The 26,543-nt window shown below is 48.6% G+C and carries 21 protein-coding genes and 1 pseudogene; 4 read left to right on the top strand and 18 right to left on the bottom strand.

The features are described from left to right. Positions 1-24: 24 nt before the first annotated feature. Positions 25-1,830 (bottom strand): vWA domain-containing protein, encoded by a 1,806-nt coding sequence (locus ABIA61_RS02815; RefSeq protein ID WP_283655793.1) that lies wholly within the window; start codon positions 1,828-1,830, stop codon positions 25-27. Positions 1,831-2,275: 445 nt separating this feature from the next. Here ABIA61_RS02815 and ABIA61_RS02810 point away from each other — a divergent pair, with 445 nt between their 5' ends. Both ABIA61_RS02810 and ABIA61_RS02805 read left to right on the top strand, forming a co-directional pair. Beyond that, positions 2,276-3,193 (top strand): hypothetical protein, encoded by a 918-nt coding sequence (locus ABIA61_RS02810; RefSeq protein WP_283655792.1) that lies wholly within the window; start codon positions 2,276-2,278, stop codon positions 3,191-3,193. Between the two features lie 172 nt (positions 3,194-3,365). Next, positions 3,366-3,527 carry a hypothetical protein gene (locus ABIA61_RS02805; protein WP_283655791.1) on the top strand — a complete coding sequence of 54 codons (162 nt, stop codon included), beginning with the start codon at positions 3,366-3,368 and terminating at the stop codon, positions 3,525-3,527. 196 nt (positions 3,528-3,723) lie between these two features. Here ABIA61_RS02805 and ABIA61_RS02800 read toward each other — a convergent pair whose 3' ends face one another. Then, a complete protein-coding gene (locus ABIA61_RS02800; protein ID WP_283655790.1) occupies positions 3,724-6,474 on the bottom strand; it encodes a PHB depolymerase family esterase in 2,751 nt (916 codons plus the stop codon). A gap of 297 nt (positions 6,475-6,771) precedes the next feature. Between ABIA61_RS02800 and ABIA61_RS02795 the strand changes: the two genes are divergently transcribed. Then, positions 6,772-6,984: a hypothetical protein gene (locus tag ABIA61_RS02795; RefSeq protein WP_283655789.1), complete on the top strand. Its 213-nt coding sequence runs from the start codon at positions 6,772-6,774 to the stop codon at positions 6,982-6,984. Between the two features lie 115 nt (positions 6,985-7,099). Here the strand turns inward: ABIA61_RS02795 and ABIA61_RS02790 are convergent, their stop codons facing one another. From ABIA61_RS02790 to ABIA61_RS02780, 3 genes are all read right to left on the bottom strand, one after another. Then, positions 7,100-7,438 carry a hypothetical protein gene (locus tag ABIA61_RS02790; RefSeq protein WP_283655788.1) on the bottom strand — a complete coding sequence of 113 codons (339 nt, stop codon included), beginning with the start codon at positions 7,436-7,438 and terminating at the stop codon, positions 7,100-7,102. Positions 7,439-7,568: 130 nt separating this feature from the next. Next, positions 7,569-8,705, bottom strand: coding sequence for a bifunctional cystathionine gamma-lyase/homocysteine desulfhydrase (locus tag ABIA61_RS02785; protein ID WP_283655787.1), 1,137 nt, complete (start codon positions 8,703-8,705; stop codon positions 7,569-7,571). Position 8,706: 1 nt separating this feature from the next. Next, on the bottom strand, positions 8,707-9,630 hold the full coding sequence (locus tag ABIA61_RS02780) for a PLP-dependent cysteine synthase family protein (protein ID WP_283655786.1): 924 nt from the start codon (positions 9,628-9,630) through the stop codon (positions 8,707-8,709). A gap of 252 nt (positions 9,631-9,882) precedes the next feature. Between ABIA61_RS02780 and ABIA61_RS02775 the strand changes: the two genes are divergently transcribed. Then, positions 9,883-10,245, top strand: coding sequence for a hypothetical protein (locus ABIA61_RS02775; RefSeq protein WP_283655785.1), 363 nt, complete (start codon positions 9,883-9,885; stop codon positions 10,243-10,245). A gap of 113 nt (positions 10,246-10,358) precedes the next feature. Here the strand turns inward: ABIA61_RS02775 and ABIA61_RS02770 are convergent, their stop codons facing one another. The 13 genes and pseudogenes from ABIA61_RS02770 to ABIA61_RS02710 all read right to left on the bottom strand — a co-directional run bounded on the left by ABIA61_RS02770 (position 10,359) and on the right by ABIA61_RS02710 (position 26,454). Next, positions 10,359-10,658 carry a DUF6509 family protein gene (locus tag ABIA61_RS02770; protein ID WP_283655784.1) on the bottom strand — a complete coding sequence of 100 codons (300 nt, stop codon included), beginning with the start codon at positions 10,656-10,658 and terminating at the stop codon, positions 10,359-10,361. Further along, on the bottom strand, positions 10,652-12,619 hold the full coding sequence (locus ABIA61_RS02765) for an ATP-dependent DNA helicase (RefSeq protein ID WP_283655783.1): 1,968 nt from the start codon (positions 12,617-12,619) through the stop codon (positions 10,652-10,654). The genes ABIA61_RS02770 and ABIA61_RS02765 overlap by 7 nt, the downstream gene beginning before the upstream one ends. A gap of 405 nt (positions 12,620-13,024) precedes the next feature. After that, positions 13,025-13,423: pseudogene (locus ABIA61_RS02760) on the bottom strand (RDD family protein); the annotation flags it as partial. 365 nt (positions 13,424-13,788) lie between these two features. Then, positions 13,789-14,910: a glycoside hydrolase family 88 protein gene (locus ABIA61_RS02755; protein ID WP_283655782.1), complete on the bottom strand. Its 1,122-nt coding sequence runs from the start codon at positions 14,908-14,910 to the stop codon at positions 13,789-13,791. Positions 14,911-14,965: 55 nt separating this feature from the next. Further along, positions 14,966-16,888 carry a glycosyl hydrolase gene (locus ABIA61_RS02750; protein WP_283655781.1) on the bottom strand — a complete coding sequence of 641 codons (1,923 nt, stop codon included), beginning with the start codon at positions 16,886-16,888 and terminating at the stop codon, positions 14,966-14,968. A 16-nt stretch (positions 16,889-16,904) separates the two neighbouring features. After that, a complete protein-coding gene (locus tag ABIA61_RS02745) occupies positions 16,905-18,827 on the bottom strand; it encodes a heparinase II/III family protein (RefSeq protein WP_283657856.1) in 1,923 nt (640 codons plus the stop codon). Between the two features lie 207 nt (positions 18,828-19,034). Continuing rightward, a complete protein-coding gene (locus ABIA61_RS02740) occupies positions 19,035-20,027 on the bottom strand; it encodes a cation diffusion facilitator family transporter (RefSeq protein WP_283655780.1) in 993 nt (330 codons plus the stop codon). A gap of 235 nt (positions 20,028-20,262) precedes the next feature. Then, positions 20,263-20,532, bottom strand: coding sequence for a 30S ribosomal protein S14 (rpsN, locus tag ABIA61_RS02735; RefSeq protein ID WP_404519138.1), 270 nt, complete (start codon positions 20,530-20,532; stop codon positions 20,263-20,265). A gap of 262 nt (positions 20,533-20,794) precedes the next feature. Then, positions 20,795-21,763: an ABC transporter ATP-binding protein gene (locus ABIA61_RS02730; protein WP_283655779.1), complete on the bottom strand. Its 969-nt coding sequence runs from the start codon at positions 21,761-21,763 to the stop codon at positions 20,795-20,797. After that, complete coding sequence (locus ABIA61_RS02725) at positions 21,756-22,739, bottom strand: ABC transporter ATP-binding protein (RefSeq protein ID WP_283655778.1); 984 nt, start codon at positions 22,737-22,739, stop codon at positions 21,756-21,758. Before ABIA61_RS02725 ends, ABIA61_RS02730 begins: the two co-directional genes overlap by 8 nt. Before the next feature lie 13 nt (positions 22,740-22,752). After that, positions 22,753-23,679 (bottom strand): oligopeptide ABC transporter permease, encoded by a 927-nt coding sequence (opp4C, locus tag ABIA61_RS02720; protein ID WP_283657855.1) that lies wholly within the window; start codon positions 23,677-23,679, stop codon positions 22,753-22,755. Positions 23,680-23,694: 15 nt separating this feature from the next. Beyond that, positions 23,695-24,648, bottom strand: coding sequence for an ABC transporter permease (locus ABIA61_RS02715; protein WP_044645538.1), 954 nt, complete (start codon positions 24,646-24,648; stop codon positions 23,695-23,697). Between the two features lie 84 nt (positions 24,649-24,732). Beyond that, complete coding sequence (locus ABIA61_RS02710; RefSeq protein WP_404519140.1) at positions 24,733-26,454, bottom strand: ABC transporter substrate-binding protein; 1,722 nt, start codon at positions 26,452-26,454, stop codon at positions 24,733-24,735. Positions 26,455-26,543 lie beyond the last annotated feature (89 nt).

Below are 26,543 nucleotides of genomic sequence, written 5' to 3'. Positions count from 1 at the left end.
AGATTTGACCTCCTAAGGGTTCGTTTAGCTGTTTACTGAAATGAATTCCAGCAAAATGGTTTTGTCCACGCTTGCCAGCGGAATCGTCAGGCGATCGCCGTTTTTCAGTTCAAGACCACTGCCTGTATCAACAGCGCGTCCGGATTTTTCAATCGCAATCTCCGGAGTGCTGCGCACCATGATACGGTCCTGATTGCCTGGCGTGAACACCACCTTATCGGTTTCGGCAAATTCCGGTGCCAGTTGCAGCAACTGGTGCAGATTGAATTTACCCCGGAAGGTGTTCAGCTTCTTGTATTGCGGATACGTTTTTTCGCCGGTATTCTCGTCCCGAATCTCCAAAACGATTTGTCCGACAAAGCCGCGGTTGGCTTTTTTGACAGCCTTCCAGATAAAGTAGGCTGCAATCAGCAGAACGATCAGTCCCAGCCCCAACAGAATGAGGGGTAGCAGTTTGGACTTCTCGGCAGGTGCTGCCGGCGCCGTAGTAGTACCGTTATTCGTGCCACTGCCCGCCGCAGCCTTGGCACTGATGGTCACAGGCTGGGTTTCACGGTAGAAGCTCTTTTCCTCTGCTCTAACGGTCAGTTCATAGTCATGCTCATCCGGTATCGTGTAGGAGCCGGTAAAGGCGTCCCCCTCATTCTTCAATGGAACCTCATTCGTTGTACCGGAATCAAGGTCCTTGACCTTCAAAACTGCATTCATATTTGCATACAGTTCCTGATCCTGAAGCTGCTGGTTGTTACTCGTCAGGTAGGAACGAATTTGGACTGCGTCACCTTTTTTGTAAGCTTTGGCAGGCGGTGCGTCCAGTTTCAGTTCCAAATCATAGTTAAACACCAGATTAATATCAATCTGATCCTGCTGGACTCCCTTGACCTGGAGCTTCCAGTCGCCAGCCACAGGCTTGAGCAACTTAATCAGGGAGTAGCTTTTCGACTTGGACAGCAGTACATCACTTGAAGGAATCGGCTTGGTGTTGCCCGACGGGTCTATCAGTCTCGCATCCACCGGCTTGGAGGACATAATCGAAATGTTAGCCTCCAGCACGCTATCGTTCGGTACAGTTACCGTAACGTCCTGATAGTTGCCGTTAGCCGTAATGGACTGCAAGGGAACAACCTTCAGCTTCAAATTGCTGGCGAAAATTTCACTCAAGATGTTCGGCAGGTCATCCGCCGAGCTTGTAATAAAAGATTTACCGCCCGTTTGCTGCGCAATGTCTGCGAGCTTGTTTTTATTCAGTTTTCCATCTGCATTCAAACCGATGGTGTAGATGGGAACGCCACTATTTTTAGCTTCGGCCACAGCCTTCGCCATATCCTGATCGGATTGGCTTTCAGTTCTGCCCGTCGTTTTATTTAAATCGTTGTTACCATCGGCCAGCATGACGATCATAGGCGCGTGTCCCGCTGTCTTGCCATCCTGCAAAATGCGGATCGCTTCCTTGACACCTACGGAGGTGTCAGTATACGCCCCCCGGTTCAGCCCGTCAATGAACGACTTCAGTTCCTGCTTGTCCGCTTCGGACGTAATATTAAGCAAAGCCTTCTCGCGCTGTACGACATCCGTATACGCTACAATGCCGACCTTGTCATTTTGCGTCGACAGCATATCAATGAACATTTTCATGGCTTCATTGCCAATTTTGCCTGGATCACTGGTATTCATGGAATTACTCACATCGACAACCAGCACCGCATCCACCTTGGAGGCGGAGGTTGAAGCGGCATTCGCCGTCTGCGGCTGCCATGCCGAAATTGAGGTCATGATCATTGCACATATGATTCCGATGACTAAAAACCATTTTCTGTCTCTACTATACATCGCTTGTACCCCTTTGCCGGTTAGTTCTCATTCTAAATTACAGTTGTACTCCCCTACTATTAAATTATAATGAGTTTTACATGAGAGCCAGCTGAAAATGATGCCCGAATAGCCTGATTACAGCCAAGAAGCCTATTATACTGCGGGATTTTACCAATATCCTGCAGTAATGATATAATTATACCCCAACAAGGGCAATCGGGCACCAGCCTTCTCCTTTATACGACAAAAATGACAGAAGCGAAACCCGCTCTTGCAAATTATCGCTGTAAAAATCTGAGCAGAAAGAGGAAGTACACTATGATCTCATACGGATGTTTGGCGATTTTGTTTCTTTTTGTCGCCATCAAATTAATCACTTACTCTATACATAAAAAACGCGCTCCCTCGATTACGCAAATGAACACTGAGCTTCTAGCCCTGCTGAACCTGAGAAGTGATCGCAATGAGTAGTGCCAAACAGCCTGTACAATTTCGTCCGTTTATCCACACCGAGCATGCGTACCAAAAGCTGCGGATCTGCAAGCGTTGCGGACAGTTTACTGCCCTATGGGAAGATAAATGTACGTCTTGCGGTCGGGATGCACTGGTTCCTGTAGAGCAATATGCCCACCACAGAGCCAAGCTTTATTTTCGCAACGACCTAGCCTTCGGCATCGTGCTGCTGACCGCCGCCGTCTTTTTCGGCCATTCCACCCAGCAAATGCTCCTGTGTGGTATCGTTGGCGCACTTCTCCTGCTACCCTTGGTGCTTTTACAGCAGCGTATTCGTCCCTATGAGCAGCGCAGGCAGCTTATACGCCTGTTCAGAGGCCGCATTGAGCAGATTAAAGAGGGCCTGAACATCAATCATAAAAACGCGGTTGCCCTGCGACAGCTCAGCGAGCGTGTCTCCTATGAAATGCTGCGTGAGATTGCCGTACTCATCCACAATGACCGGATAAGGCTCCAGCAGGTCGCCCTGCTGCAATCTTTTGTACTCCGCAAGGATATGGAGCTAACGCTCGACCCTCTCCTGATCAAAAGCTTTGAACCGCTTATGGTCAGATATATCGGAGAGATTGCCAGATTAAATCGCGAGCTAATTAAGGATCGGACGTTCCGTTACGTGACCTTTTATGAACGTCGCATTCTGGAAATGGCAGGAGGCGAGGATATTCTCGTCCGTGTTGCCAGTGCGGCTGTCCGTAAAAAGCGCTACGTGGTCACGCACTCCGGTTTTATTTCCAGATATGTGCGCAAACTGCCGAAGGAACGAGTTCAGCGTTTATATCATATCATTCAGGAGAATCCTTATGAACCCTTTGGCGATTTGGCCGATGAGGTCAAGATCGTATATCTGATGGAGCAGTATAAAAACTGATCTGTCCTAACGCCCTTCTATATATGACGTCATTACAATGACAAACCACTGCAATAAAGCAGCAAAAAACCGTCAGGATCGCCTGGTTGGTATCATCCCCTTCAAGTAGACACTCTTAAAAAACCTTGCGTGTTACCATGAGGGTATGAGTGAACCTGGAGGGGATTTTCGTATGGCTAACCAACTCAAAGTTTGGGTGAAGCAGGTTCGAAATGCTGAACCGCTCGATTGGCGCAAGGGTTCATCCAGCCCGATGAAGGGGCGTACACGTACCTCCTTTTCCAGTATCAAAGAAGAACGAGATTACTTGATAGCTCAGGGGTGGACTACTTAAAAAGCGATATTCAATTCTGGTAACGGAGCGAAGCTCAGCGGTTTCAGGATAAACTCAAAAAGCGCCCCGATCGAGTATCGGCACGCGCTTGCAGCTTAGCTTTTTTTCATTCGTCTACTTGACAGGGGTCAGTCCCCCTCCCCAACTCCGGACGTTTTTTTATTTTAGGATTATCGTGTCTAATTAGCTGTCTTCTTTATTGACCTTGCAGCTTGTGGAACGCATATTTATTAGAAGTAAAATTGAAAGCACGCACACCCTTGCTGTCATACACAATAACCTCTTTATTCAAATACGGATGCAGACCGTTAAAATAGCCGGGCATAATCAGCTTGCGCATAAACAGGTTTTTACCTAGCATCCGGGGAGAATTCGTCGCCACAACAAGCATTTGTTTGCGTGTGGACCACGGGGCAGGCTGGATATACGAAAGACAATACTCGCCTGCCGTGAAATCACCGCCCAGTACATACCCTTTTTCCGTACAGCTGATCTGTAAATGGGCTTGATGGCGCTGAAGCAGCTCATGTCTGGACAAGCCTGAGGTGATACAGATCACGTTACTGTCAGCCAGTTCTTCCTCGGAAATCTCATGAGAAGCCACAACAGGGTAATGAACACCGATATACGGATTCCAGGTCGCTGTGCGAGGGCTGGCCAAAGCCTTTGCCGTCCGTTTTACCGCCTGCTCTTCTTCGGGTGTAGCATAGCTGGATGGAAGGACAATATGCAGACGATCCATATAAACGTCCAGCACTCCCATACCATGGCCAGAAGGATTCCGACCTGCGCTTTTTAACCTGAACCTTGCTGTTTCGTCATCCGTTTCTTTTCCAGAAATTCCATCTGTTTCGCTCCACCGTTCAGCAATCAATCGATATTCAGGTGAGGGGCGTTTCCGCGACTCTATTTTAACAAAGCGAAAGCGGTTATATTCTAGTAAATCCAACACGAAAACCCGCGCTCCAATACGGACATGGACAAGCTCCAATGGTACGATCTCATGTGAGAGGTGAATAATAAATTCATCGACGTGGACGGCTCTAACATCCAGTTCACCCGTTTTGCTCATTTCACCGTACAGTTCGGAGTATTCCTCGGTTTCATCCACTTGCGTCAATTCCAGCCAATAAGCCCGGTTATGTCTCCCCCGCTCCGTTCGGTAGGCAATACGCTGAGGTACCATCACTCTCTTCCATTGCATAAGCCAACTCAGTACACCGTCCAAAAGCCTCAGTTCATGCGTGTCCCAATGGTTGGCACACCGTTCCACTACTCCTTTATAATGGTCGGATGAAAGGTCGGTTTCAGGAGCCGTATAAGCTTGCGCAAACAAGTAATCCTGATCTCCAACCACATTGAATATGGGCATATTCAGCAGGTTCATCAGATGCTTCGGATGCGGTGCGCCAGCAATGACGGCAATAGCCGCAAAACGCGAAGGATAAGCCTGTGCCATCGCCCAGGCAGCGTATGCGCCGTTAGAATAGCCCGTCAGATAGATTCGGTCTTCATCCACCCGGTACGCTTGCAGAATAGCATCCAGCGCCTCCAGAAAAGCGGCTTCACCAATGTAACTGCCCAGCGTAACTCCACGGCACGAAAAAGTGACGAATATCGCTTCCTCTTCCCAGCCCTGTCCAAAGCCCCGTTTCTGAAAATCCGGCAGACCCAGCTCATACCGTTTGCCCGGCATCAGGACAATGAGAGGATACTGCCGATCCGCCGAATAGTTTCGGGGAAGCTGTATCGTGTAGCGTTGCAGACTGTTGTCCAAACGGGAGACAAAAAAGCCTTCGCCAATCCCGTCAGGGCACAAAAGGATGTTATCTTCCCGAGATGGATGCTGAGGCCGTTCCGTGTACGCATGTGTGAAAATTCGTTTTAGTAGCTTGATATATTCCCGCACAATGCGATTATCCCAGATTTCAAAAGGATCTTCCGGCAAAGCCGTTAACCTTTTCAGCTCAGCCAGCAAGCCTTCTGCCTGTAATTTCCTCGCAGAGCCAAAAGCATCTGTATTATAAGCTTGATTATATTGGTCGTACTCTTCTTGCAAACCCTCCACAACCGCCGACAAAGGCCGCACAAGCATCGAGTACACAAAATAATGCTCTCTTGCCTCATGGTCCTGATATGTAACCGTAAAATGCAGCATTCCCGTATTCCCGGCAACTTCCTCATTCCAGGCATATTGCTGCTCCTGCTCCCAAACCGCCTGAAACCGGTCCAGCAATGTTCCCTCATCATTCGTTACCTCGACCCATAACGGCTGATCTACAGGAAGATCTATGCGATCCTTGCGCAGCAAATAAAACAAGACCGGACTGTCTTCTCCCTCCCTGCCAGCGGGTTTCTCCACCTCCAGCCATGCCATATGAAAACGTATATTGCGCTCTACGAATTCCTGATGCAGCTCCGCGACATCTGCGCTGTCACACGTCTGAGTTCCACTGATCCGAATAGAGCGAGCTTCATCGGGAATAAAGGCTGCAACGACCACCACCGTATGATTACCTTCGTCCAGATACAAGCGCAAAGGACCGGATTCCGCATATACCAATATGCCGTCCACCCAAATTTGTCCTGTTCCTTCAAACGGTCTGAAAATAACTTCCTGTGCTGCCGCGCAGCGGAGATTCGAAACCAGCAAAAGCCTTTCTTGCTCAGTCAGGGGCGGAAAGACACCTAAATTCAATTCCGCGTTCCGGGGGTCCAGCTCAGTTAATAAGCGGCACGCTGCCTTTCCTCCAGCCGAAAGCTCCAGTCCTTCTTCATTACAGGCCCTTTCCAAATCCCATTCCTCAGGGGTAAAATGATCGGACCATGCCCTACCCACACCGCAATTTTCCGGCAGCTTGACCGGACCGACTGCATAAGCAGACGTCAGACGAACCGGATGATCCAACAGCACAGTTGTCGCTTTTTCCAGATGCGTGAACCTCATAACATTCCCCCTCCAGGTTTTTGTTTCCTCAGAGACGTCGCGATAATACTCCGTTAACATTCATTTTAACTATATAAAGCTATTCGTTATCGCCTTTGCGTACTCCTTTCTTCTTCCAAAAAAAAGAGGCTATTCTTAAAAAACAGAAAAACGAAGAAAGCAGAGTGCTTAACTTCGTTATTGAAAATTTCTATACATAAAAGCCTATTCTTATCTGTCATGATTATTGCTATCCATACTTGGGTATAGTATGTTAAGGAAGAAGTTACTATTTTCAAAATAGGAGGAGGAAAAACAATGGAGAAGATGTGTATGGAAATGATGATGATGATGTGTATGGAAGACATGATGGCTAAAATGAAAAGCATGAATATGTGCATGGAAAAAATGTCGGATATGAATATGATGGACATGAACATGGATGTGATGATGACTAAAATGCAAGAATGCGACGAAATGTTGACGATGATGATGAAAATGATGCGCGACATGAAACAAACTTCAAAATAATTTTTTTGTATTGAGCATTATTTTTTAACTGATTTTCGCGAATTCTTGGCATTGCAGTTGCAGCTGCGTGCCTTTTTTTATCTAGTTTTGTTATATTTATTGGTATGCTGAACCCTCAATAATGTGAATAGCTCGCTTGAATTTGCTTTTCCAGTTTGATGCGTTCCAGTTTTAGTTCCCAAATCTGTTCGCTCCAAGAATTTCTCTCTACCGAATTATTGCTATTCCGTAGAAGATCAAACAACTCCAATAATCTATCATTGATCTGGTCAAAATGCCGCCATAACGCATTAATTTCAGAATCTTTAGTTTCTCTGCCATTCTCCAGCGATTGATGCTGTAAGGCTTCTTTAAGCTCTTGCTGCCACTCTATATCGTTCAGTTGTTTCGCATAATTAAGTAGATCCAAATAGTCATCCACTTGCAGGTAGCTATGTGTTTTTATCAGTTGCATATTGTCTCTCTCCTTATGATGCACCCTATTACCAAGTATTATACTCGGTTATTAAGGAAAAGCAATGCTTTGTTCCACATTTTCCGAAAAAAAGAGGCGGCCTCAGCCACCCCCCCTTTTCAAACGATTCTTAGCCTTGCAATGCAGACTCTAAGTCTTCGATTAAATCCTCCAGATCTTCAATCCCTACGGAGATCCGTACCAGTCCTTCGGTAATGCCCAATTCTGCGCGGCGTTCTACCGGAATGGAGGCATGTGTCATACGTGCCGGAACACTAATCAGACTTTCAACCGCTCCCAGGCTCTCAGCCAGCGTAAAATATTTCAGTTTTTTCAGTAGTGCGACCGCGTTGGCATCGCTACCTACATCAAAGGAAATTATGCCGCCAAAGCCATCGGCCTGAATTTTGGACAGCTCGTGCTGCGAATGGCTTTCCAGTCCAGGGTAATACACTTTGCTAACCTTCGGATGCTTCTCCAAATAGATCGCAATTTCCTTGGCATTTTGCTCAATGGCTTCCATACGCAGACCCAGTGTTTTGATCCCGCGGATCAACAACCAGGAATCCTGCGGGCCGAGAATAGCACCAATGGCATTTTGCAGAAAATGAAGCTGCTCACCCAACTCGTCGCTGTTCACAACAGCCAGACCGGCTACAACATCGCTGTGCCCGCCCAAATATTTGGTAGCCGAGTGAATAACGATATCTGCTCCAAGCGTAAGTGGTGTCTGCCAATATGGAGTGGCAAATGTATTGTCCACGATCAGCAATAGGTCATGCTTTTTCACCAGCTCCGAAACCGTACGGATATCCGTAACTTTCAGCAGCGGATTCGTAGGCGTTTCTACATACAGTGCCTTCGTATTGGGTCGGATCGCTTGGGAGATGGCCTCCAGGTCAGTCGTATCCACAAATGTAGCTTCAATGCCTATCCGATTAAGCACCTTGCTTACAATACGGTAGGTGCCCCCGTATACATCATCGGTCAACAAAATATGATCTCCAGCATTAAACAGTGAAAATACCGCATGGATCGCCGCCATCCCGGAGCCGAAAGCAAAACCGCGTTTTCCTTCCTCCAGCTCCTTGATCAGCTCCTCCAGTGCAAAGCGGGTCGGATTGCCTGTACGCGAATATTCGTAGCCTTTATGAACGCCGATTTCCTCTTGCTCATAAGTGCTTACCTGATAAATAGGAACGTTAACCGCACCCGTATGCGGATCGGTAGGGAGGCCGCCGTGAATCAGCTTTGTTTTACGTTTCATTTTATATCCCGCCTTCATATATTTTTTTGCTCAGATAGCGTTCGCTGCTATCCGGGAAAATGGTGACGATATGTGCGCCATCCGGTGCGTTCTCTGCTTCCAGTAAAGCGGCATGTAATGCCGACCCGGAAGAACTGCCGACAAGAAGTCCTTCACGCGCTGCAAGCTCTTTGACACGGTCGAACGCATCGACGTCGCTAATCGTATGAATGGCATTAAAATAACCTTTATCCACAAACTCAGGAATCAGTTCCATACCAATCCCTTCCGTTTTATGCGAACCCGATTCTCCGCCGTTCAAAATGGAACCTTCTGGCTCTACGATTACGGTTTTAATAGATGCATTTTGTTCCTTGAGGTAACGCGAGGTCCCCATAAAGGTTCCCCCCGAACCTGCTCCTGCTACAAATACATCTACTTTTCCGTCCAGATCGTTCCAAATTTCCGGTCCCATCGTCGTGTAATAAGCCTCTGGATTATCAGGATTGCTGAATTGACGCGGCAAATAGGCATCTTGAAATTCAGCAGCCAGCTCCTTCGTTTTCTCGATGGCTCCCTTCATCCCCTCACTTGTCGGGGTATGAACGATACGCGCTCCCAGCGCCTTCATTAAATCTTGCTTTTCTTGACTGAACTTTTCAGGCACAGCAAAAATAACCGAGATATTATAATGAAGCGCTGCCATAGCGAGACCGATACCTGCATTGCCTGCTGTGGCTTCAATTAAAGTTCCACCCGGCTTCAACTGACCTGTTTTTAAGGCTTTTTCAATCAGAGCCTTGCCCACCCGATCCTTCACGCTGCCGCCGGGGTTCATAAACTCCAGCTTGGCGAACAGACGAATTCCCCTCGGCAGAGAATAGCTGTTCAGTTCTACTAGCGGTGTACGCCCGATTAGTCCCAAAGTATTATGATATACATTCATGATTTCAAGCTCCTTTTAATGGCGAATCCTAATAAACCAATGGTCAAAAAATAGCGACCTATTGCCGGAGAAGCTCGCCGTCATCCCCCGAAAAAGCATAGTAATACGGTGTGTATTGGTGCAATAAGATTTTATGTTTATTTCAATCATTTGTCAAATGGCATCCTTCACAGCACCCACACCCCTAGCCTTCTTCCCCGATATGATAGATGGTGTGTTACACAATGCCTACAATTATAGGGAGGATTTCATATGGGAAAGCAATTCATTAAAATAGCTGCTGTGTATTTTGCTCTCGGTGCGCTGCTTAGTGTGATCATTGGCGTGTCGGGCGATTACAGCCTGTCCAGAATTCAGTCTTATATTCATTTGCTCGGTTGGACAGCTCTCGGAATGATAGGTTTGATCTATGTGGCCTTTCCTGCACTTTCGGTTACTGTGCTGGCACGCGTACATTTTTGGCTGCATAATATCGGCTTGCCGGTGCTGGTGTTAGCGATTGCAGGCAAAAAGTACGGGGTGCCTGATATTGGAGTTTTGATCATCATGGGGTGGGTACTACTGGCGGCCGGAGTTGTACTGTTTATGGTGAATGTGTGGGACAGACTGCGCTGAGACAGATGAATATTCCTTGAATGAGCATGAAAAAAAGGAGCCTGATCCATACATCAGAACTCCTTTACATACTTCGTTATAAGGTGGCTATCATAGCCAAGCGGTCTATTACGTTACTTTACGGCTCCGTCCTGCACATGCTCTTTACAGAAGCGCTCGACAGCCTGCAACTCATCCTCTTCCAGTTCAAGCTCAATGTAACGGTTCGTTACTTTTTCAATCAGCTCATACTTCAATATTCCTGTTTTCTCTTCGTCTACTAAATATAGTGTACGGATATACAGTCCGTTTTCAGTGTAGAGCTCGTCGTCCTCTTCAACCTCTACATCAATCATAAATTCATAACGCTGCCCACTCAAAATACCAAAAGCATCTTTAATCTGATCTACCGTGTACGATGTAAAATTTAACATGTCTTCATTCCCTCCGGATTTCCTTCGATTACAGTGCATTCTACACCCGCAGGCAGTAGTTGTAAAACCTGTGTACGTACTTCTTCGCGGTTCAGATCCTGGCCCATGATGGAGATCCAGCCCCGATCATTACGCGAGCGAATTAATCGCCCGATGCCTTGTCTGAGTCTGAGCGCCATGTGAGGCATATCTATCTCCATAAACGGATCTGTCGCATCCTTGCGCAGTGCCGTAAAAACCGGATCATTTGGAGGAAAAGGCAGCGACCAGATGATGACGTGCGACAGGGATGGGCCTGGAATATCCAGTCCTTCCCATAACGTTACAGCACACAAGACGCTTTCCTCATCATTCTGGAAAGATGAGATCAGATGGCTGATTTCAGCCGATCCTTCATATAGAAAACGAAAAGCAGACGCTTCATGGTAAGCTGCGAGACCCGTTCTGAATGCATCCAGTTCCTCCTGTGAAGGAAACAGGATAAGCGCTCTACCTTGCGATTTCTCCAGCAGGGCCAACGCTCTCTGGATTGGATCATGCCCCGCCTGCAACGGATATAATGCCGCTTGCATCTGATCGTTGTAATCATACGGTGAAGCAACGGAAAACGTGAGCGGATTTTCTATACCGAGGCTTTGCGCCATATAATCAAAGGAGCTCTCCACGGAAAGTGTAGCTGATGAGAATACAATCGGTATATGCTGTGCAAATACCCGTTCTTTGAGAATCTCTTTTACCATCTTGGGCATAACCACAAGCGTTAATCCATCCTGATCCTCCATTACCCACGAAATCAGGAGTTCCGGGCGCTTAAACAAGGCCAACGCCGTCTGAATCATTTCCAGATGCTCTTCCACGATTTTGACCTGGTACTCATCCAGAGAAAATAACCCGCTTTCAAATACAAGCTCTTCTTCAATCGTGCCGATCAGTTCGCCAAAGCGGTTTACCTCTCGAATCAGCGACTCATTCAAGATAAACTCCTTGCGATTAGAACCTTGTACAGGCTGACTGTTCTTATCGAGCGCAGCGAACAAGGCTTCACTTTGGGATATCGCATCTTCAATCGTCATTGCCAGCGATTCTCGCACTTCTCCCTCCAGCAGACGGGTAATAATGGCCTCAAATTGAGCGTGCTTAAGCTTATAAGTGAGTGCATTCTGCGCCGCTGTCTCCAGCAGATGCCCTTCGTCAAGGACGACAGAGCTGTGCTCCGGCAGTAATGGCAGCTGGCCCTCACGCTTTCTCGCTTCATAGGTCCATACATGCTCCATATAAAAGTCATGAGAGCAGATAACCAGATCTGCCGCTTTGCGATAATGATCGCGGGACAACGTCTGTCCACAACGATGCCGCTGATGGCAAACGAGACAATCTTGAAATACATCCCAGCCCAGTCTGCTCCACTGTCCGTCCGTTAGCTCGGGATACTCTTTGCGGTTCCCGTAAGGGGTAAAGGACTGTAGCGTATCCGGAAAATGGACAAAATCCGGCAGGTCCTGATAGATATCACGGAACACATCCGCGTCATCATCCAATCCGCTTCGTACATTATCCAGCTTATTCAGACAAATATACTGATCCGGCGACTTACCCAGTCGGGCATCAATCGTCAGGCTCAAATGCCGGGCCAGCTTGGCGATATCTCCCTCCGGCTTCACCAGTTGTTCAATCAGCGACTCGTCCGCACAGGCGATAATCGCGGGCTTTCTCATGTACCGGGCATATGCAATAGCGTACAGGAGGTACACCAGCGTTTTGCCTGTGCCCACACCTGCTTCCGCGAAAATCGTTTTCTTTTCCTTATAGGCACGCTCCAACTGGAATGCCATATAAATTTGTTCATCCCGAACCTCAAAGCCGACTTCAGGCAAAACTTCATAAAATACATCCGCAATCCAGTCGCTTGCCTGCTCAATAAACGGCTTGGACGGATCAAAGGCAAAAGGATAAGTAGTCAATCGGGCTGTGCCTCCAATTCGTTCATAATGTGCATCCTTTCATTATAACGCAAAACAACCTAAAAAGAACATGTAAACTGTACAAACAGCTCATATTTTTTTATTTCGACTGAAATTATATAAAAGAAAGGACGCAGGGGTTCGGGTGTGTGAGGGCGCTGCGCGTAGGATTTGATCTTACGATCGCTGCTGCCCTGGGATTCTTGGATTGTCTAAACCTTTTTAAGATTAGAATTTTGTGGAGAGATCTAATAAAGAGATAGGAACCAAGGGAAGTTTTTCTGGCAAAATGAAAAACAAAGAAACCGGCTAATGCTTCTCAGGCACTAGCTGGTCTCTTGTTAACATTTTGCTTCATTAAATCCGGAATTTGTCCCAGGAATCGTTTCCAAATTTCGCTGTTCATCAATTTATGATATTCGTAGATACCGGGGATAAAGACGGATGCTGTCCATGTCGTTGCAGCTCTTTTTTATTCACAACCAAGGTTTTGGCACAAAGATCGTGTAGTCCCTGTTTTTTTGCAGTAAAAGCAACAACGATGTAAATAATATGAACAAATACACCAGAAATAGCTTTAATCCAATAACGCCCGGAGGCGTGCATGAATCCAAGACGCCTTCCTTCCTCGTTCACGACAATTAGAGAAAACGCAAGCTTGCCCGGCGTTGCTTGTGCATTTGACGACTCCCAAAGCACACAATACAGCCACGGCACTATGAGCCAAAAGATCAGCGGCCACAACATATGTAATGCTTTAATGAAACCAACCTCCTCCATGTCCAGCGGGACTGGGATCATGAAAAATACTCCGCCTACTAAAAGAGCCGATGCCTACCCCATTTGTCAATTTACGAATACATTCTCATAAACAAGCAACAGGACCTATATCCATGCATTAAAATGAAAAATTTTATAAGAGCTAAGAGCTTATCTTCAATATTTTTCCTCAGATTTAGTATGAACTAAACAAAGCTATCCCCTCTCTCCTGCTAGAAGTAGTTCTTTAGCATCGAATTGCAATCAGCTATTTCGGTTATAAAAGAACAGCGTATATGTAAATGAAAATTACACACACGCTGCCTTCACCGGCCCTACAAGGCGCCTAGGCAAATAATAGTCCGGCCTGCCGTAGATTTTCCGCATCCCGATTCCCCGACTATCCCGAATTACACACTAAACAAGCCATCTTCTCCACGCAGTTTTGCCAGTGCCTCGACAAAGAAATAATCGCCGTAGATAATGGGAACGTTAATGTATTTTTGCTCGGGATAGTGTACAGTTCCATTCATGAGCAGTCCCTCATGATCCTGCTCCCATGCTGTACATGTCTCATGCAAGCCCTTAAGAATGGATTCTGCTGCCGTCGTAAAATGCTCCGCACGCGTCGAATATTTTGCCAGCTCCAGCAGGCCACTCGCTGCAATCGCCGCAGCAGACGAATCCCAAGCTTCACGGTGCCCCTCCTCCGCTCTAAAATCCCACACAGGCAGGCAAGCATCGCCCAGTTGGGACAGGAAAAAGTCTGCCGTGTTCTCGGCTACCTTCAAATAACGCGAATCGCGTGTGTACCCATACGAAAGCGTAAAACCGTACAAAGCCCATGATGTGCCACGTGCCCAGGCAGAGCCGGGTGCAAATCCCTGTCCGCCGTGCTCGGCGCGTTTTTTTCCAATCTCCGGATCGAACTCGACCATATGCGCAATCGAACCGTCAGCACGGACAAACTCACGCGCTACGGTATCGGCATGCTGCACAGCCAGAGCGGCAAAACGCGGGTCCCCGCTTTCCTGCGAAGCCCAATAGAGTAAGGGCAGATTCATCATACTGTCTATAATCGCTACGCCCCGCGTATCCATGTCCTTGGCGTGGAAATTCCACGCGCGAATAAAACGGCCATTCACGTTAAAACGCGCAGCCAGCAGGTTAGCGGCTAACAGCCCACGTCTTCTGGATTCTGGATCTCCAGTCAACCGATGGGCTGCCACACCGCTGGGCAGCCAAATAAAGCCAAGATCATGGTCTACGGCTTCACTATTGTAGAGCACCTTTTCCAGACGTTCCTCGCACTGCTGTGCAATGCTGGCAGCTCCGCTGGCAGGACGTGCTCGATTTATCAGCCACAGCAAACCTGGATAAAAGCCTGCCGTCCACCATTCTTCCTCACGATGATCATAACGTCCACCTTCTGCAACATGTGGAAAGGCGTTCCCCAGTCTTGCCGCCAAGGCAAGCGTTTTATCCAAAGCCAGCTCCCACGATTGTTCCAGCCATGCTTCTGTTTCAGTCATTGCTCTTCACTCTCCCTTTTCCACATGTTAAAAAATCGATTGTTCCGGCCCTTATTTATGCTGGCAAATGAATGATAAAAGAAATATGGCTACCCTCGCATTCCAGACGTGCTCCCTTGAGTAATCCATTCCGACAGGCCACAGAAGCCAGTTCTTCTGGCCACACGACATTCGTTCCTTTCGTTGCTGGAATAACTTCCAGACTCGCACCTGCATATTCCACCCGAATGCTTTCCTTTTCTTCACCTGCCGACATGACATGGTGAATGACACTGCGTTCCTGACCGTCATACGCCATTAAAGGAATAAGTGCCCCCACAGCCTGAATATTGCCTTGAAGCTCATATGTCACCTCAATTTTGCCGGGTACCTGCCGATATTGCGTTCGAATTTCCCACACGCCCGGAAACGGACCCTTCCACAACAACGTAAAATCAGTCTCTCTATCAGATGTGGTGCTTTGCTCCATCTGTACCGATCCCCCACCGTCCAACGGATCAATACCTCCATCTCGGTCGAACCCCAGCGTGCCGGGAATGCCTTCCGACAGGCTGTGCCATTTCCCATCCTCCGTTTGCCAGGCCGGGGTATAGCTGAGCGGGAAAATATCCCCTTCCGCAAAGCCTGTAAAGCCACGGTCTGCATGCCCTGCCGAGGACGGACCGATTAGTGGAGGCAGCGTGGAACGCTGAATACGCACGATGCCGGGAATATTGTACGGGTCATTGACCGATGTCTGCACAAGCATTTGCTGCCCATCTACGGTCGCAATGACCGTCTGGAACCAGCCGTCCGTTTCCAGCACTCTGCTGCCCATTTCCGCCGGAATTGAGCATGGTGAAATGCGCTCCAAATCCGCTCCGTGCAGAAGTGTATAAGCCAGCGCAGCAGCCGTCCACAGACTGTAGCAGGTATGGTTCGAGTACACCTCGAAGCCATGCCGAGCCTCGGACGAATAATGGTTGCGGACGATATGCAGCTTGCCTTCGTCGGTCTGCCAGCGACCAATCGCCTGCCAGCACAGGTCCGCTGCCCGCCGGAATGCCCCTGCCAGCCCGTACTCGCCCGCTGCAAAAGCCTGCTGCGCATGTGTCGTAAAGACGAAGGCCGCCGCAGCTTCGTTCCACTGATGCTGCGCGCTTCTTCCACGCGGTGGAATTTCCCCTTGCGGGGATAACGCCAGTAGCGAGCTGAGCGCCCCTCTGTGAAGATGGTCGCGCAGTTCAGGGGCACAGCCGCCATCATATCCCGCCTCCAGCATCACGCCCAGGTGAAAGCGTGTGACGATATCGTAGGCAAACGGGCTATTGGGCCGGTCCAGCGGACCATCCTGATACAATCCCAATCCGGTAAATCGAGGCAAATGATAACTACGGATATACGCCTCCATCCATTCCGAATCCGCGGCAATTCCTTCTGCCGCACGCATAAACTCACCGGAAATCATAATCGCGTTCCAGTTGATCATACGATTCGGATTTTTCATTTTGCTCATCGTAAAAATGTAGGTATCTTCCGGTTGAATCTGGCTCAACCGCTGCTTCCATGCTATGGCCTGCTCTGGCAGCAGGTTTTTGAGCAGTCGATATGCCCCCATCATCATGATCGGAAAAAAGTCCGGATGGTGATCCGGGGCCTTTTCCTCCACCACACACGCTATGCTGTGTGTTAAAGCCGCAGCAGCGGATTCGAGCAAGTCATGCCGACCTTCTTTGACCAGTACCGCCGCTGCCAAAGCATAGGATGGAGTTGAGTAGTACCGTTCACTATCAGAATGAGGGTCGATGATGGCCCCATTTTCATCCTGATGCGGGGTATAAGCACGAACCAGCTTTTCCAGCACAGCAAGCTTACGTTGGTGAGTCCAGCCGTCCTCCACTCGATTCAGCCCGATTTCCAACTGTTCATCCAACCGTTCTATAAAATCCTCCAGCTCCGTCTGCCAAGGATACACGCTGCCTGTGTGCAGTTTATTCATTCTGTCAGCCTCCCATTCAAAATGAAGAATGATTTATGGTAAAAAACAGCTCGCAATCCACGCTTGCAGCGCCGCCACAGCGATCCGAGGCCAGCCCTAACGATGTTTTATAAAACACAAACGGTACCCCGTCATGATCCATATGCTGCACAGCCTCCACCTCCAGACGCAGCACGCTGGCATCATAATCCAGCCTGACCGCCGCACTCGCTCCCTTCCATTCCACAAAGCCTGTTCCCGTATAAGGCTGAATACGGCTGATCAAGTTCTCTTCCACATCCCAAGGCTGTATGCTCCCGTCAGACGTCTCAAACTCAAAATGATCTGTGACGGTAAGCTTCGCCCCCTCGTTCCTCTCCAACACATTCCATGCAAATGAGCGGGTGAACAGCGCCAATTCTTCTACGGGATACGCAGATGTCAGATCCAGCTTAAACCTTGTGTCCATCTGTGCGGCCCCTTGCTCTCCCAAGGCAATATCCAGCACAACTGCCTGTGCCTCCACGCCTGATTGCTGCATGATCCCGTTAATAACAGGCACAGAATGACCACCAGAGGAAATGTTGGTGATCGACTCTCGCCCCGGTGAGAAATAGGCTTTCGTATATAAGCCGGCTCCCAGATCACACAGCAGATTTTCACCACCGCCATGAAGGATAAAATGTCCCAGATCATTATGATTGTGCGGTTCGTCGTTATGCCCCCCCTTAGCTGAAAAGGCAAATATAGCGGCCTGTTCAACTGTTGGAGTTCCAGATATACCGTGGTTGTGGTTGTGGCTGTGGCTGCGGCACATCAGCCACCCGAGCTGTGGCAAATAATCGACTACAGCCTCACTGTTCCCAAAGGCCAAAGGATTCGTCCAAACCAGATTGCGCAATACATGCGCCCAACGACGGCAAGGGTCCTCCAGTAGACCCGGTATGCGGAAAGGCAGTGTAGACGGTCGCCCCTGCAAAGCATTCAAACGAGAGATGAGTCCGGATGGAAGACGTTCGGTTTCACTGCTGTCCGAATAATTGGCGAAAATGCCTTCCGACAGATGAACCCGCTCCGCAAAGGCCGCTATTTGCCTAACCTTTTCCGAGGTGAGGATATCCACAGTCCCCTCGGTAAACTCACGTAGCATATCGGCAAAATAGATAAAATAACCAAAGCCATACACCCAATAACCGACTCCTTCGGGACAACCACCGTCCTCCCTGTAGCCTGCCAGGAAGCAGTCCAGTGAACCGAGCATTTTCTCGATAGCCGCAGCTTTGCGTGGATCGTCTTCTGCCAGCAGCAACACGGCGATTCCGCAGCCGGAAGCGCATACAGCCGCCCAGTTGTGATCCGCTGTTTCCCACTGAAAATGACGCGGCTCCCAGAATACAGGTTCTAAAACACGTCGTTCTACCTCACCACGCACCTGAGCGACCACATGGCTATTCAGTTGCTCACCAAGCAGCAATATGATTTCAGCCAGCGTTTGCGCGGTTTCAGAAGCGAACAAATCCACCTGCTGCCGGGGCGGTGTCACCGTATCTTCTTCCCTGACATGTGCAGGAAGTGCCCATGTATACTCCCCGCAGATGTCCAAGAGACCTCTTTCCACCTCTTTGATCCGCCAAGACTCCGGCTCGGCAACGGCTGCCAGCACTAAGGCAACCAGACGTCCACGCCGTTCAAAATACACATCCTCATACGGCTTGCGCTCCCCAGTATTCGCAAACTGCCGGAACAGAGACAACGAAAGCGTCGGCCATGGCGTTTCCCGGTTATTCTCACAGACACGCTCAATATCCTTCCAAAGCCCGGCATATATCGGCTCAGAGACAGTTACCCGCAGCCTTTTCGTCCACTCACGCCTTAACTGTTGCCTTGCTACATCCTGCGAGCCGCCAGCCAGCACCGTGACGAGCCGCGAAGCAGGCCAAGCCTCCTTCAGAAGACTCATTTGTATTTCCTCCCCATGAGACACATTCGTTTTCGCTTTCTTTTTTTGTTAACGCTTTCATTGTATCTAACAATCCGCCTAAATTCAAAGGGGTAGAAAACAATATCGTCAAACGCAAAAGAACCTCCACACCACGTTGTTGTGGTCGCGAAAGTTCTTGTTACGCTATTGCCAAGTTCTGTCCAGATTCGCCTGGATTTATCGTTTCTAGGCTTTGGGCTTTTCTGGTTTCCAGTTTTTAATCCCGTCATCCTCCAGAATACCAAGTGCTGCATCTGAGATATTAGGATCACGTAACAAAGCATCCTCGACTCTGAATTTGATATCGTCCGCATCTGCCAGTGTCATTCCCGGTGTGAGCTCGATCAGCCCTTCTACGTGATAGTAGCGTCCCTCCTGCAAAATACGCATTTGGTAAATATCCGTCACATGCGTATCTGCAAGAATAATGGATGCCACGCGTTCTTCGATATCAGGGGGAGCAGATACTCCAATCAAGCCCACCATATTGTCGTAGCCAACCCGAAACGCAACGCCTACCATAAGACAACCGATGAGAATACTCGATATCCCGTCCAGCAGCTTAAAATCTGTCAACGAGGTAACCACAACCGCCAGCAAAGCAAGCACACCACCCGTTGTTGCTACCAAATCCTCATAAAACACCAGACGAGTTGGCGGCGCAGCACGTCCCACATGACGAAACGCAGAGGTAAAAATGCCAAAACCCTTCGCCTCCACTCTGGATTCATGCAGCACTTCCTTCATCGCTTTGCTCCATACAAACCCGTCAACCACCAGAGACAAAATCAGGACCACCACATTAATCCAAAATCCATGTGTGGATTCAGCCGGATGCTGCAACAAATGGATGCCTTCCAATGCGGTTTCATAGGCCATGATCGTCACGACAATAACCGCGACCATACAAAACAGGTTAATTACCCGTCCAAAGCCGGTAGGAAAGCGTTTTGTCGGCTTTTTCTCTGCCAGCACACTGCCCGCGAATACAAACACCTGGTTCACCGCATCTGCAATCGAATGCATCATGGTGGCAAACATGGAACCGCTGCCTGTCAAGGCAAAAGCAATCCCCTTAATTATCGCAATACCGGTATTACCCAGTGCCGCCGAGCCTGAGGACTTGTTCCCCTTTTTCACCAGACTCCAAAATGAATCTTTTTTCTGCTGCTCATCCATCCTGTAGCTTTCCTCCTGAGGTATACATAATCTGATATCGCCACATTATGTAATCTTTTGTTATGTATTATTTTTAGCCCGTCCATATTTTACCTAACCATTCGGGGAGAAGCAATACAAACAGCGATTTAAATGCCATAAAAAAAGAATGCTCCACGTCATCCTGTGACGCGAAGCATTCCCTGTTCACCCCTCTGTGATACATTGCATCAGGTTAAGAACACGGATAACCTGATTACCAGCTGGCTTTCGTAACGCCTGGGATTTGGCCTTTATGAGCCAGCTCGCGGAACGCGATACGGGACAGCTTGAATTTGCGCAGGTATCCTCTCGGTCTGCCTGTCAGCTCGCAACGACTTTTCAGGCGAGTCGGGGAAGAATCACGCGGAAGCTTTTGCAATGCTTCGTAGTCCCCTTTTGCTTTCAATTCACGTCTCAGATCTGCATATTTAACTACGATTTCCTGACGTTTCTTCTCTTTAACCACTTTCGACTTCTTAGCCATGTAAAGCTCCTCCTTGTTATATATGCCAATCATGAAGGCTCTCCACCCTTACCACTGGATGGACGAACACGGAAATGGACATGATTTTCATTTAAATAGTAATAATTACGATTAATATTTAATATAGCGCTATTTTAGATGGGTTGTCAACCCAAGCGGCTTGGATCACAACATTAAAAAGCCGCTGAAACAACAGAACCGATTCATTGTGATGTACGGTCTGCCGTTTCAACGGCTTCAAAATTTACTGGCTTAGTTCTGTTCATTCAGCCAAATGGCAAGCCACCCAGTGATCTGGACGAGCCTCACGATAGAGTGGAATTTCTTTGGAGCAGCGGTCAATAGCAAAGGGACAGCGAGTATGGAATTTGCAGCCGGAAGGTGGATTAACCGGGCTTGGAATATCCCCTTTGAGCAAAATCCGCTCTCTTTTCAGCTTCGGCACCGGGATCGGTACCGCCGACAGCAACGCCTTCGTATATGGATGAAGCGGATTCCCGAACAGCTCGTCACGCGAAGCGGTTTCGACCATGGAGCCTAAATACATCACTCCTATGCGGGAACACAGATGCTCCACCACGCTTAAATCATGCGAGATGAACAAATACGTCAGCCCCCGCTCGGCCTGCAATTTGGAGAACAGGTTAATAATCTGCGCCTGAATGGACACGTCCAGCGCCGACACCGGCTCATCTGCAATGATCAGATCCGGCTGGAGCGCCAGCGCCCGGGCAATGCCTATCCGTTGGCGCTGACCACCCGAAAATTCATGCGGAAAACGGTCGATATGATACTCCGACAATCCGCACAGCTTGAGCACGTCCAGTACAATCTGCCGGACCTGCTCTTTCGTCGCTATCCCGTGATCCAGCAGCGCCTCCCCAATGGCATCTCCGATGCGCACACGTGGGTTCAGTGAACTGTACGGGTCCTGAAAGATCAGCTGGATTTTAGGGCGGAGCTCCTGCATCCCTTTGGCGGACAGGCTGTGCAGGTCCACTCCTTTGTATTTAATGGTGCCGTCCGTCTTGTCCGTCAATCTGACAATCGTGCGGCCTACCGTGCTTTTGCCGCTTCCCGATTCGCCCACCAGACCGAAGGTTTCCCCCTGACGGATCGTAAAGCTGATATCGTCCACCGCCCGCACATACCCCGTTGTACGGTTCATAAACCCGGACTTGACCGGAAAATACGTTTTTAAGCGGTCGATTTCCAGCAATGGCTCAGCCATGAACAACCGCCTCCTCATATAACCAGCAGGATGCCTTTTGTTGTGCTGAAACTTCTTTTAATACAGGCTCCTTCACTTGGCAGATATCCATGCAATGCCCGCAGCGGTCATGAAAATAGCAGGATGTTGTCAGCTCCAGTGGATTAGGCACTTGTCCAGGGATGGAGTACAGTTCCTTTTGACGCTGATTTAGCACCGGCTTGGATTTTAGCAATCCTTGCGTGTAAGGATGCTTGGGATGATTAAATAGCTGTACCACTTCGCCTTCCTCGACAATCTTGCCTGCGTACATCACAATGACGTAATCTGCCATTTCCGCAACAACGCCCAGATCATGGGTGATCAGCATCAGCGACATATTGGATTGCGCCTTGAATTCACGCAGCATGTCGAGAATTTGCGCCTGTATCGTTACGTCCAGCGCCGTCGTCGGCTCATCAGCAATGAGTAGCTTGGGTCCGCAGGAAACGGCAATGGCAATCATGATGCGCTGTAGCATTCCACCGCTCAGCTCATGCGGATAGCTTTTCATAATCTGCTCAGGTCGGGAAATGCCTACCTGTGCGATTAGCTCCAGCGCCCGCTTGTGCGCTTCCTTGCGGCCCATTTTCAAATGCTCGACTAGCGGCTCGGATAACTGTTCCCCAATGGTCATGACCGGATTCAGCGATGACATCGGCTCCTGAAAAATCATAGATATCTCATGACCGCGAATCGTGCGCATCTCATTTCTGCTAAGCCCCAGCAGATCGGTATCCTCAAAACGGATGCTTCCGCCTGCCACTTTACCGCCGGGGCTCTGGATCAGGCCCATGATTGACATCGCAGTGATGCTTTTGCCACAGCCTGATTCGCCGACAATACATACCGTCTCCCCCAACTTCACACGGAAGCTGACATCATCCACCGCCTTGACCGTGCCTTCTTCTGTATAAAAATGAGTGCTTAAATGCTCAATCGAAAGTACATTGTTCATGGTGTATGATCACCTACCTCTTATGTTTCGGGTCAAGTACGTCCCGCAGTCCGTCACCAAAAATATTAATGGCGATGACCGTAGCAAAAATGGAAAGGCCAGGCGGTATCCACATCCACGGACGCTGCTGAAAATCCAGCACATTGTTGGCCGCATCAATCATGTTGCCCCAAGTCGGTGTTGTAGGTAGCACGCCAAGGCCGAAGAAACTAAGTACAGATTCACTCAGGATAGCTCCGCCAATGTTCAAAGTGGCGATAACAATCAGCAACGGCATAATATTAGGAAATAGATGCTTGAACAGCTTGCGTCGATTCGACAGTCCCAGCACTGTTGCAGCCTGCATAAATTCACGCTCCCGCAAACTAAGCATCTGACCTCTCACCATCCGCGCGATCCCTGGCCAATTGACCAGACTAAGCATCAGCATAACGATATACATACGTTGATCCGGGGGAACCTTCCAGTCGGACAGTAGCGCGCCCATAATGAACAGCAGCGGCAAACTCGGAACGGTCAGCAACAAATCAGCGATACGCATAATGATCTGATCCGCAATCCCGCGAAAATACGCCGATATAACGCCCAGCGTAGCTCCCAAAAAGACAGACAACACCATAGATGCCAATCCCACAGTGAGGGAAATTTGGCCTGCCTGCATCACACGGGTCAGCACATCCCGTCCCAGTTTGTCTGTTCCCAGCCAGTGATGGATGTTCGGTGCCTTGTTCATCATCAATATATTCGTTTTGTTATCAGCATAGGGAGAAAATAACGGACCGATAAAACAGATCAAAAACATAAATACAACGACGAGTAGCCCGGCCATAGCCAGCTTGTTTCTGAACAGCTGCCGCAGCGCCTGCCGCCACATTGAAGATTTTGCAGCTATTCGCAGCTTGCCGCTACTTTTGCTCAAATTGCTGCTAACGGATGACATTCCATAGCCCCCTCCTTATACCTTCACACGCGGGTCCGCGATACGATACAGAATATCGGACAGCAGCGTCCCAATGACGCTCAAGATGGCAATCAGCATCGTAAAGCCCATGAGCAGAGGGTAATCCCGAAGCGAAAAGGATAGCATGTACAGCTGACCAATTCCCGGCCAGTTGAAAATCTTTTCAATAATAAGCGATCCGCCAAACAATGCAGGCAATTCGAAGCCAATCAACGTAATTGCAGGCAGCAACGCATTTCTCAAAGCGTGCGTAAAGAGTACCTTTCTTTCCTTTAAGCCCTTCGCGCGGGCCGTACGGATATAGTCCTGCTGGATCACGTCGATCATATTGCTGCGGAAGTAACGGGTCAGTGAACCCAGTCCCAGCAGCGTCATGACGGTCACTGGCAGGATCATATGCTGAAGGACCTCCTTCACATACTCCATACCCGTAGCGTTACTGCCCGTATTGAGCATGCCGCCCGGTGGCAGCCATTTGAGATCGACTGCTGCAACTTTGATCAGATACAGCCCGATAAAAAAAGATGGAACAGACATCGCGGCAAAAATCACCACCATGACGAGGGTATCGAACCACGAATACTGCTTATAAGCAGCAACCACACCAATAATGACAGCAATCACCCACGTCAGGAAGGTCGATACAATCGCTAGTAAAAACGAGTTCCAGATATATTCATTAAACAAGGTCAGCACTGGCTTTTGCTGGGCAAGTGAATAACCAAAATTGCCATGCAGCGCATTCCACAGCCAGCTTCCGTAGCGTTCCAGAATGGGCTTGTTCAGTCCGTATATTTCCCTCAGCTCCGCCTTCCTCTCTGGCGACAGCTTGAGATCGCCGCTGATGAAATCCCCCGGTGTCATGGCGTACAGAAAAAAAATCATCATCGAAGCGGCCAATAAAATAATGATCATATACGTCAGTCTTTTCGTTAAAAACGAGCTCATGACAGACTCCTTTCATTTCACCCCATTTGGGAGGCCCCTTGATCGGAACTGACGATTCTTCACAAGGGGCCCGCAAGCATGGCTTTATTTAAGGGACCATTCAAACAGATTGCCGGACAAGCCAATGAACGGACTGACCTTTACATGTTCCATACGGCCATTGTAGGCATATACTGTTTTCTTATAGTTCGTGAAAATGACGGGCAGCTCATCGTTAAGCAGTAAGTACAGTTCTTTATATATTTTTTTGCGTTCCTCAATATTCGTCGTGGATAAGCCTTTTTCATACAGCTCTTTTACCTTCGGATTGTTATACCCCTTGATTTCCCCATCGACGAATTGCTCGATTCCATCAGATGGGTCAGTCAGCATCGGAGTGGAGAAGGAAGCCATATCGTAATCCTTACCATCTACCTTGGCGACCATCGCATTAAAGTCTGCGAAAATTTCTGGTTGGAAATCAACGCCAATCTCCTTGTAATTTTCAGCCGCAAGCGCAATAAATGTGTCTGTTTCCGGGCGTTTGGAGGTCAGCATGTGAATGGTCAGCTTCTGACCATTTTTCTCACGGATACCGTCACTGCCTGCTACCCAGCCCGCCTCATCCAGCAGCTTTTTCGCTTTTTCCGGGTCATAATTGTACGGGTTTACCCCGTCTGTCGTATAGGACCAGAAAATTGGAGAAGACGGAATGTTAGCCACCGCTCCTGCTCCCTGCGCTGCATCTACATAAATGGTTTTGCGATCCAGACCATAAGTCAACGCCTGACGAACCTTCTTATCCTTAAGCTTTTCATTCTCCAGATTTAATTGAATATATCCGTAAGTGCTTGGGGTATAAGGCAAAATGTTTAAAAAGCCAAGCCCTTTCAGTTTATCAATGTTCTCCTGAGTCGCGGTGAATTGGGCAAAGTCGGTATCGCCTGTCTCAATAAACTGCCAAGCATCGCCTTCCGCGGTTTTGTAGATAAAATGCTGTGTTTTCGGTTTGCCTTTGAAGAAGTTATCATTGGCTTCCAGACGGACCTCTTGCCCCGGAATGAACTTTTCCAGCTTGTAAGCGCCGTTACCCAAAGGACTACCATGCAGGTTTTTAAAGTAATCCAGTTGTCCAAACTTATAATCCTTGCCGTAGTAGGCTTTGGACAAGACATCGGAGCCCAGAGTTGTCAACGCCAGCGCGTTTGGCTTCTCCAGCGTTACCGAGATCGTTTGCGGATCAATGACCTTGATCCCGTCAATTTGTTTCGATTTGCCCTCGGTATAGGCCTTGCCGCCTTTAATATTCAATTTGCGGATTGGACTATCTCCAGCATAGGCTTTGTCATAAATCAGCGTCCATGTAAAACCGACATCCTCTGCCGTCAGAGGGGAACCGTCGCTGAATTTCGTATCGGGAACCAAATGAAACGTGTACGTCAGATTATCCTTGGAGATATCCCAGCTCTTAGCAAGATTCGGCAGCGGAAGCCCCCTCTCATCTACCGTAACCAGTGGAGTCCACAACTGCGAAATCACGTTGCCATCATAGCCACTTTGGTTGAAATAGGGAGTGAACACCCCTGCCGGGTCGGTCAGACCGACAATTATCGTGTCGTTTCTCTTTTTGGACACATCCGGCAGCTTGGTCAAATCCGATGCTTCTACCAGACTTGTCAAAGGCTGCGCAGTAGCAGCCGTCTGTGCAGCATCATTACCCTGCGGAGTGGCGCTGTTAGCGCTGTCCGATCCACCGCTAGAGCAAGCCGCTAATAAGGTTGAACTTAATAGTAGTAAACTGCTTAGTAGAATGATTCCTTTTTTCAAAATAATCCCCCCGCGTTAATTAGTTAAATTCCGATCAAACAAGTTGTAATTAGTAAGATAAATCTCATTATAGGAATCTAATACGGTTC

Source organism: Paenibacillus sp. RC21 (genome assembly GCF_044907935.1).
GTDB classification, from domain to species: domain Bacteria; phylum Bacillota; class Bacilli; order Paenibacillales; family Paenibacillaceae; genus Paenibacillus; species Paenibacillus terrae_A.
This window is presented reverse-complemented; position numbering and strand designations above follow the sequence as displayed.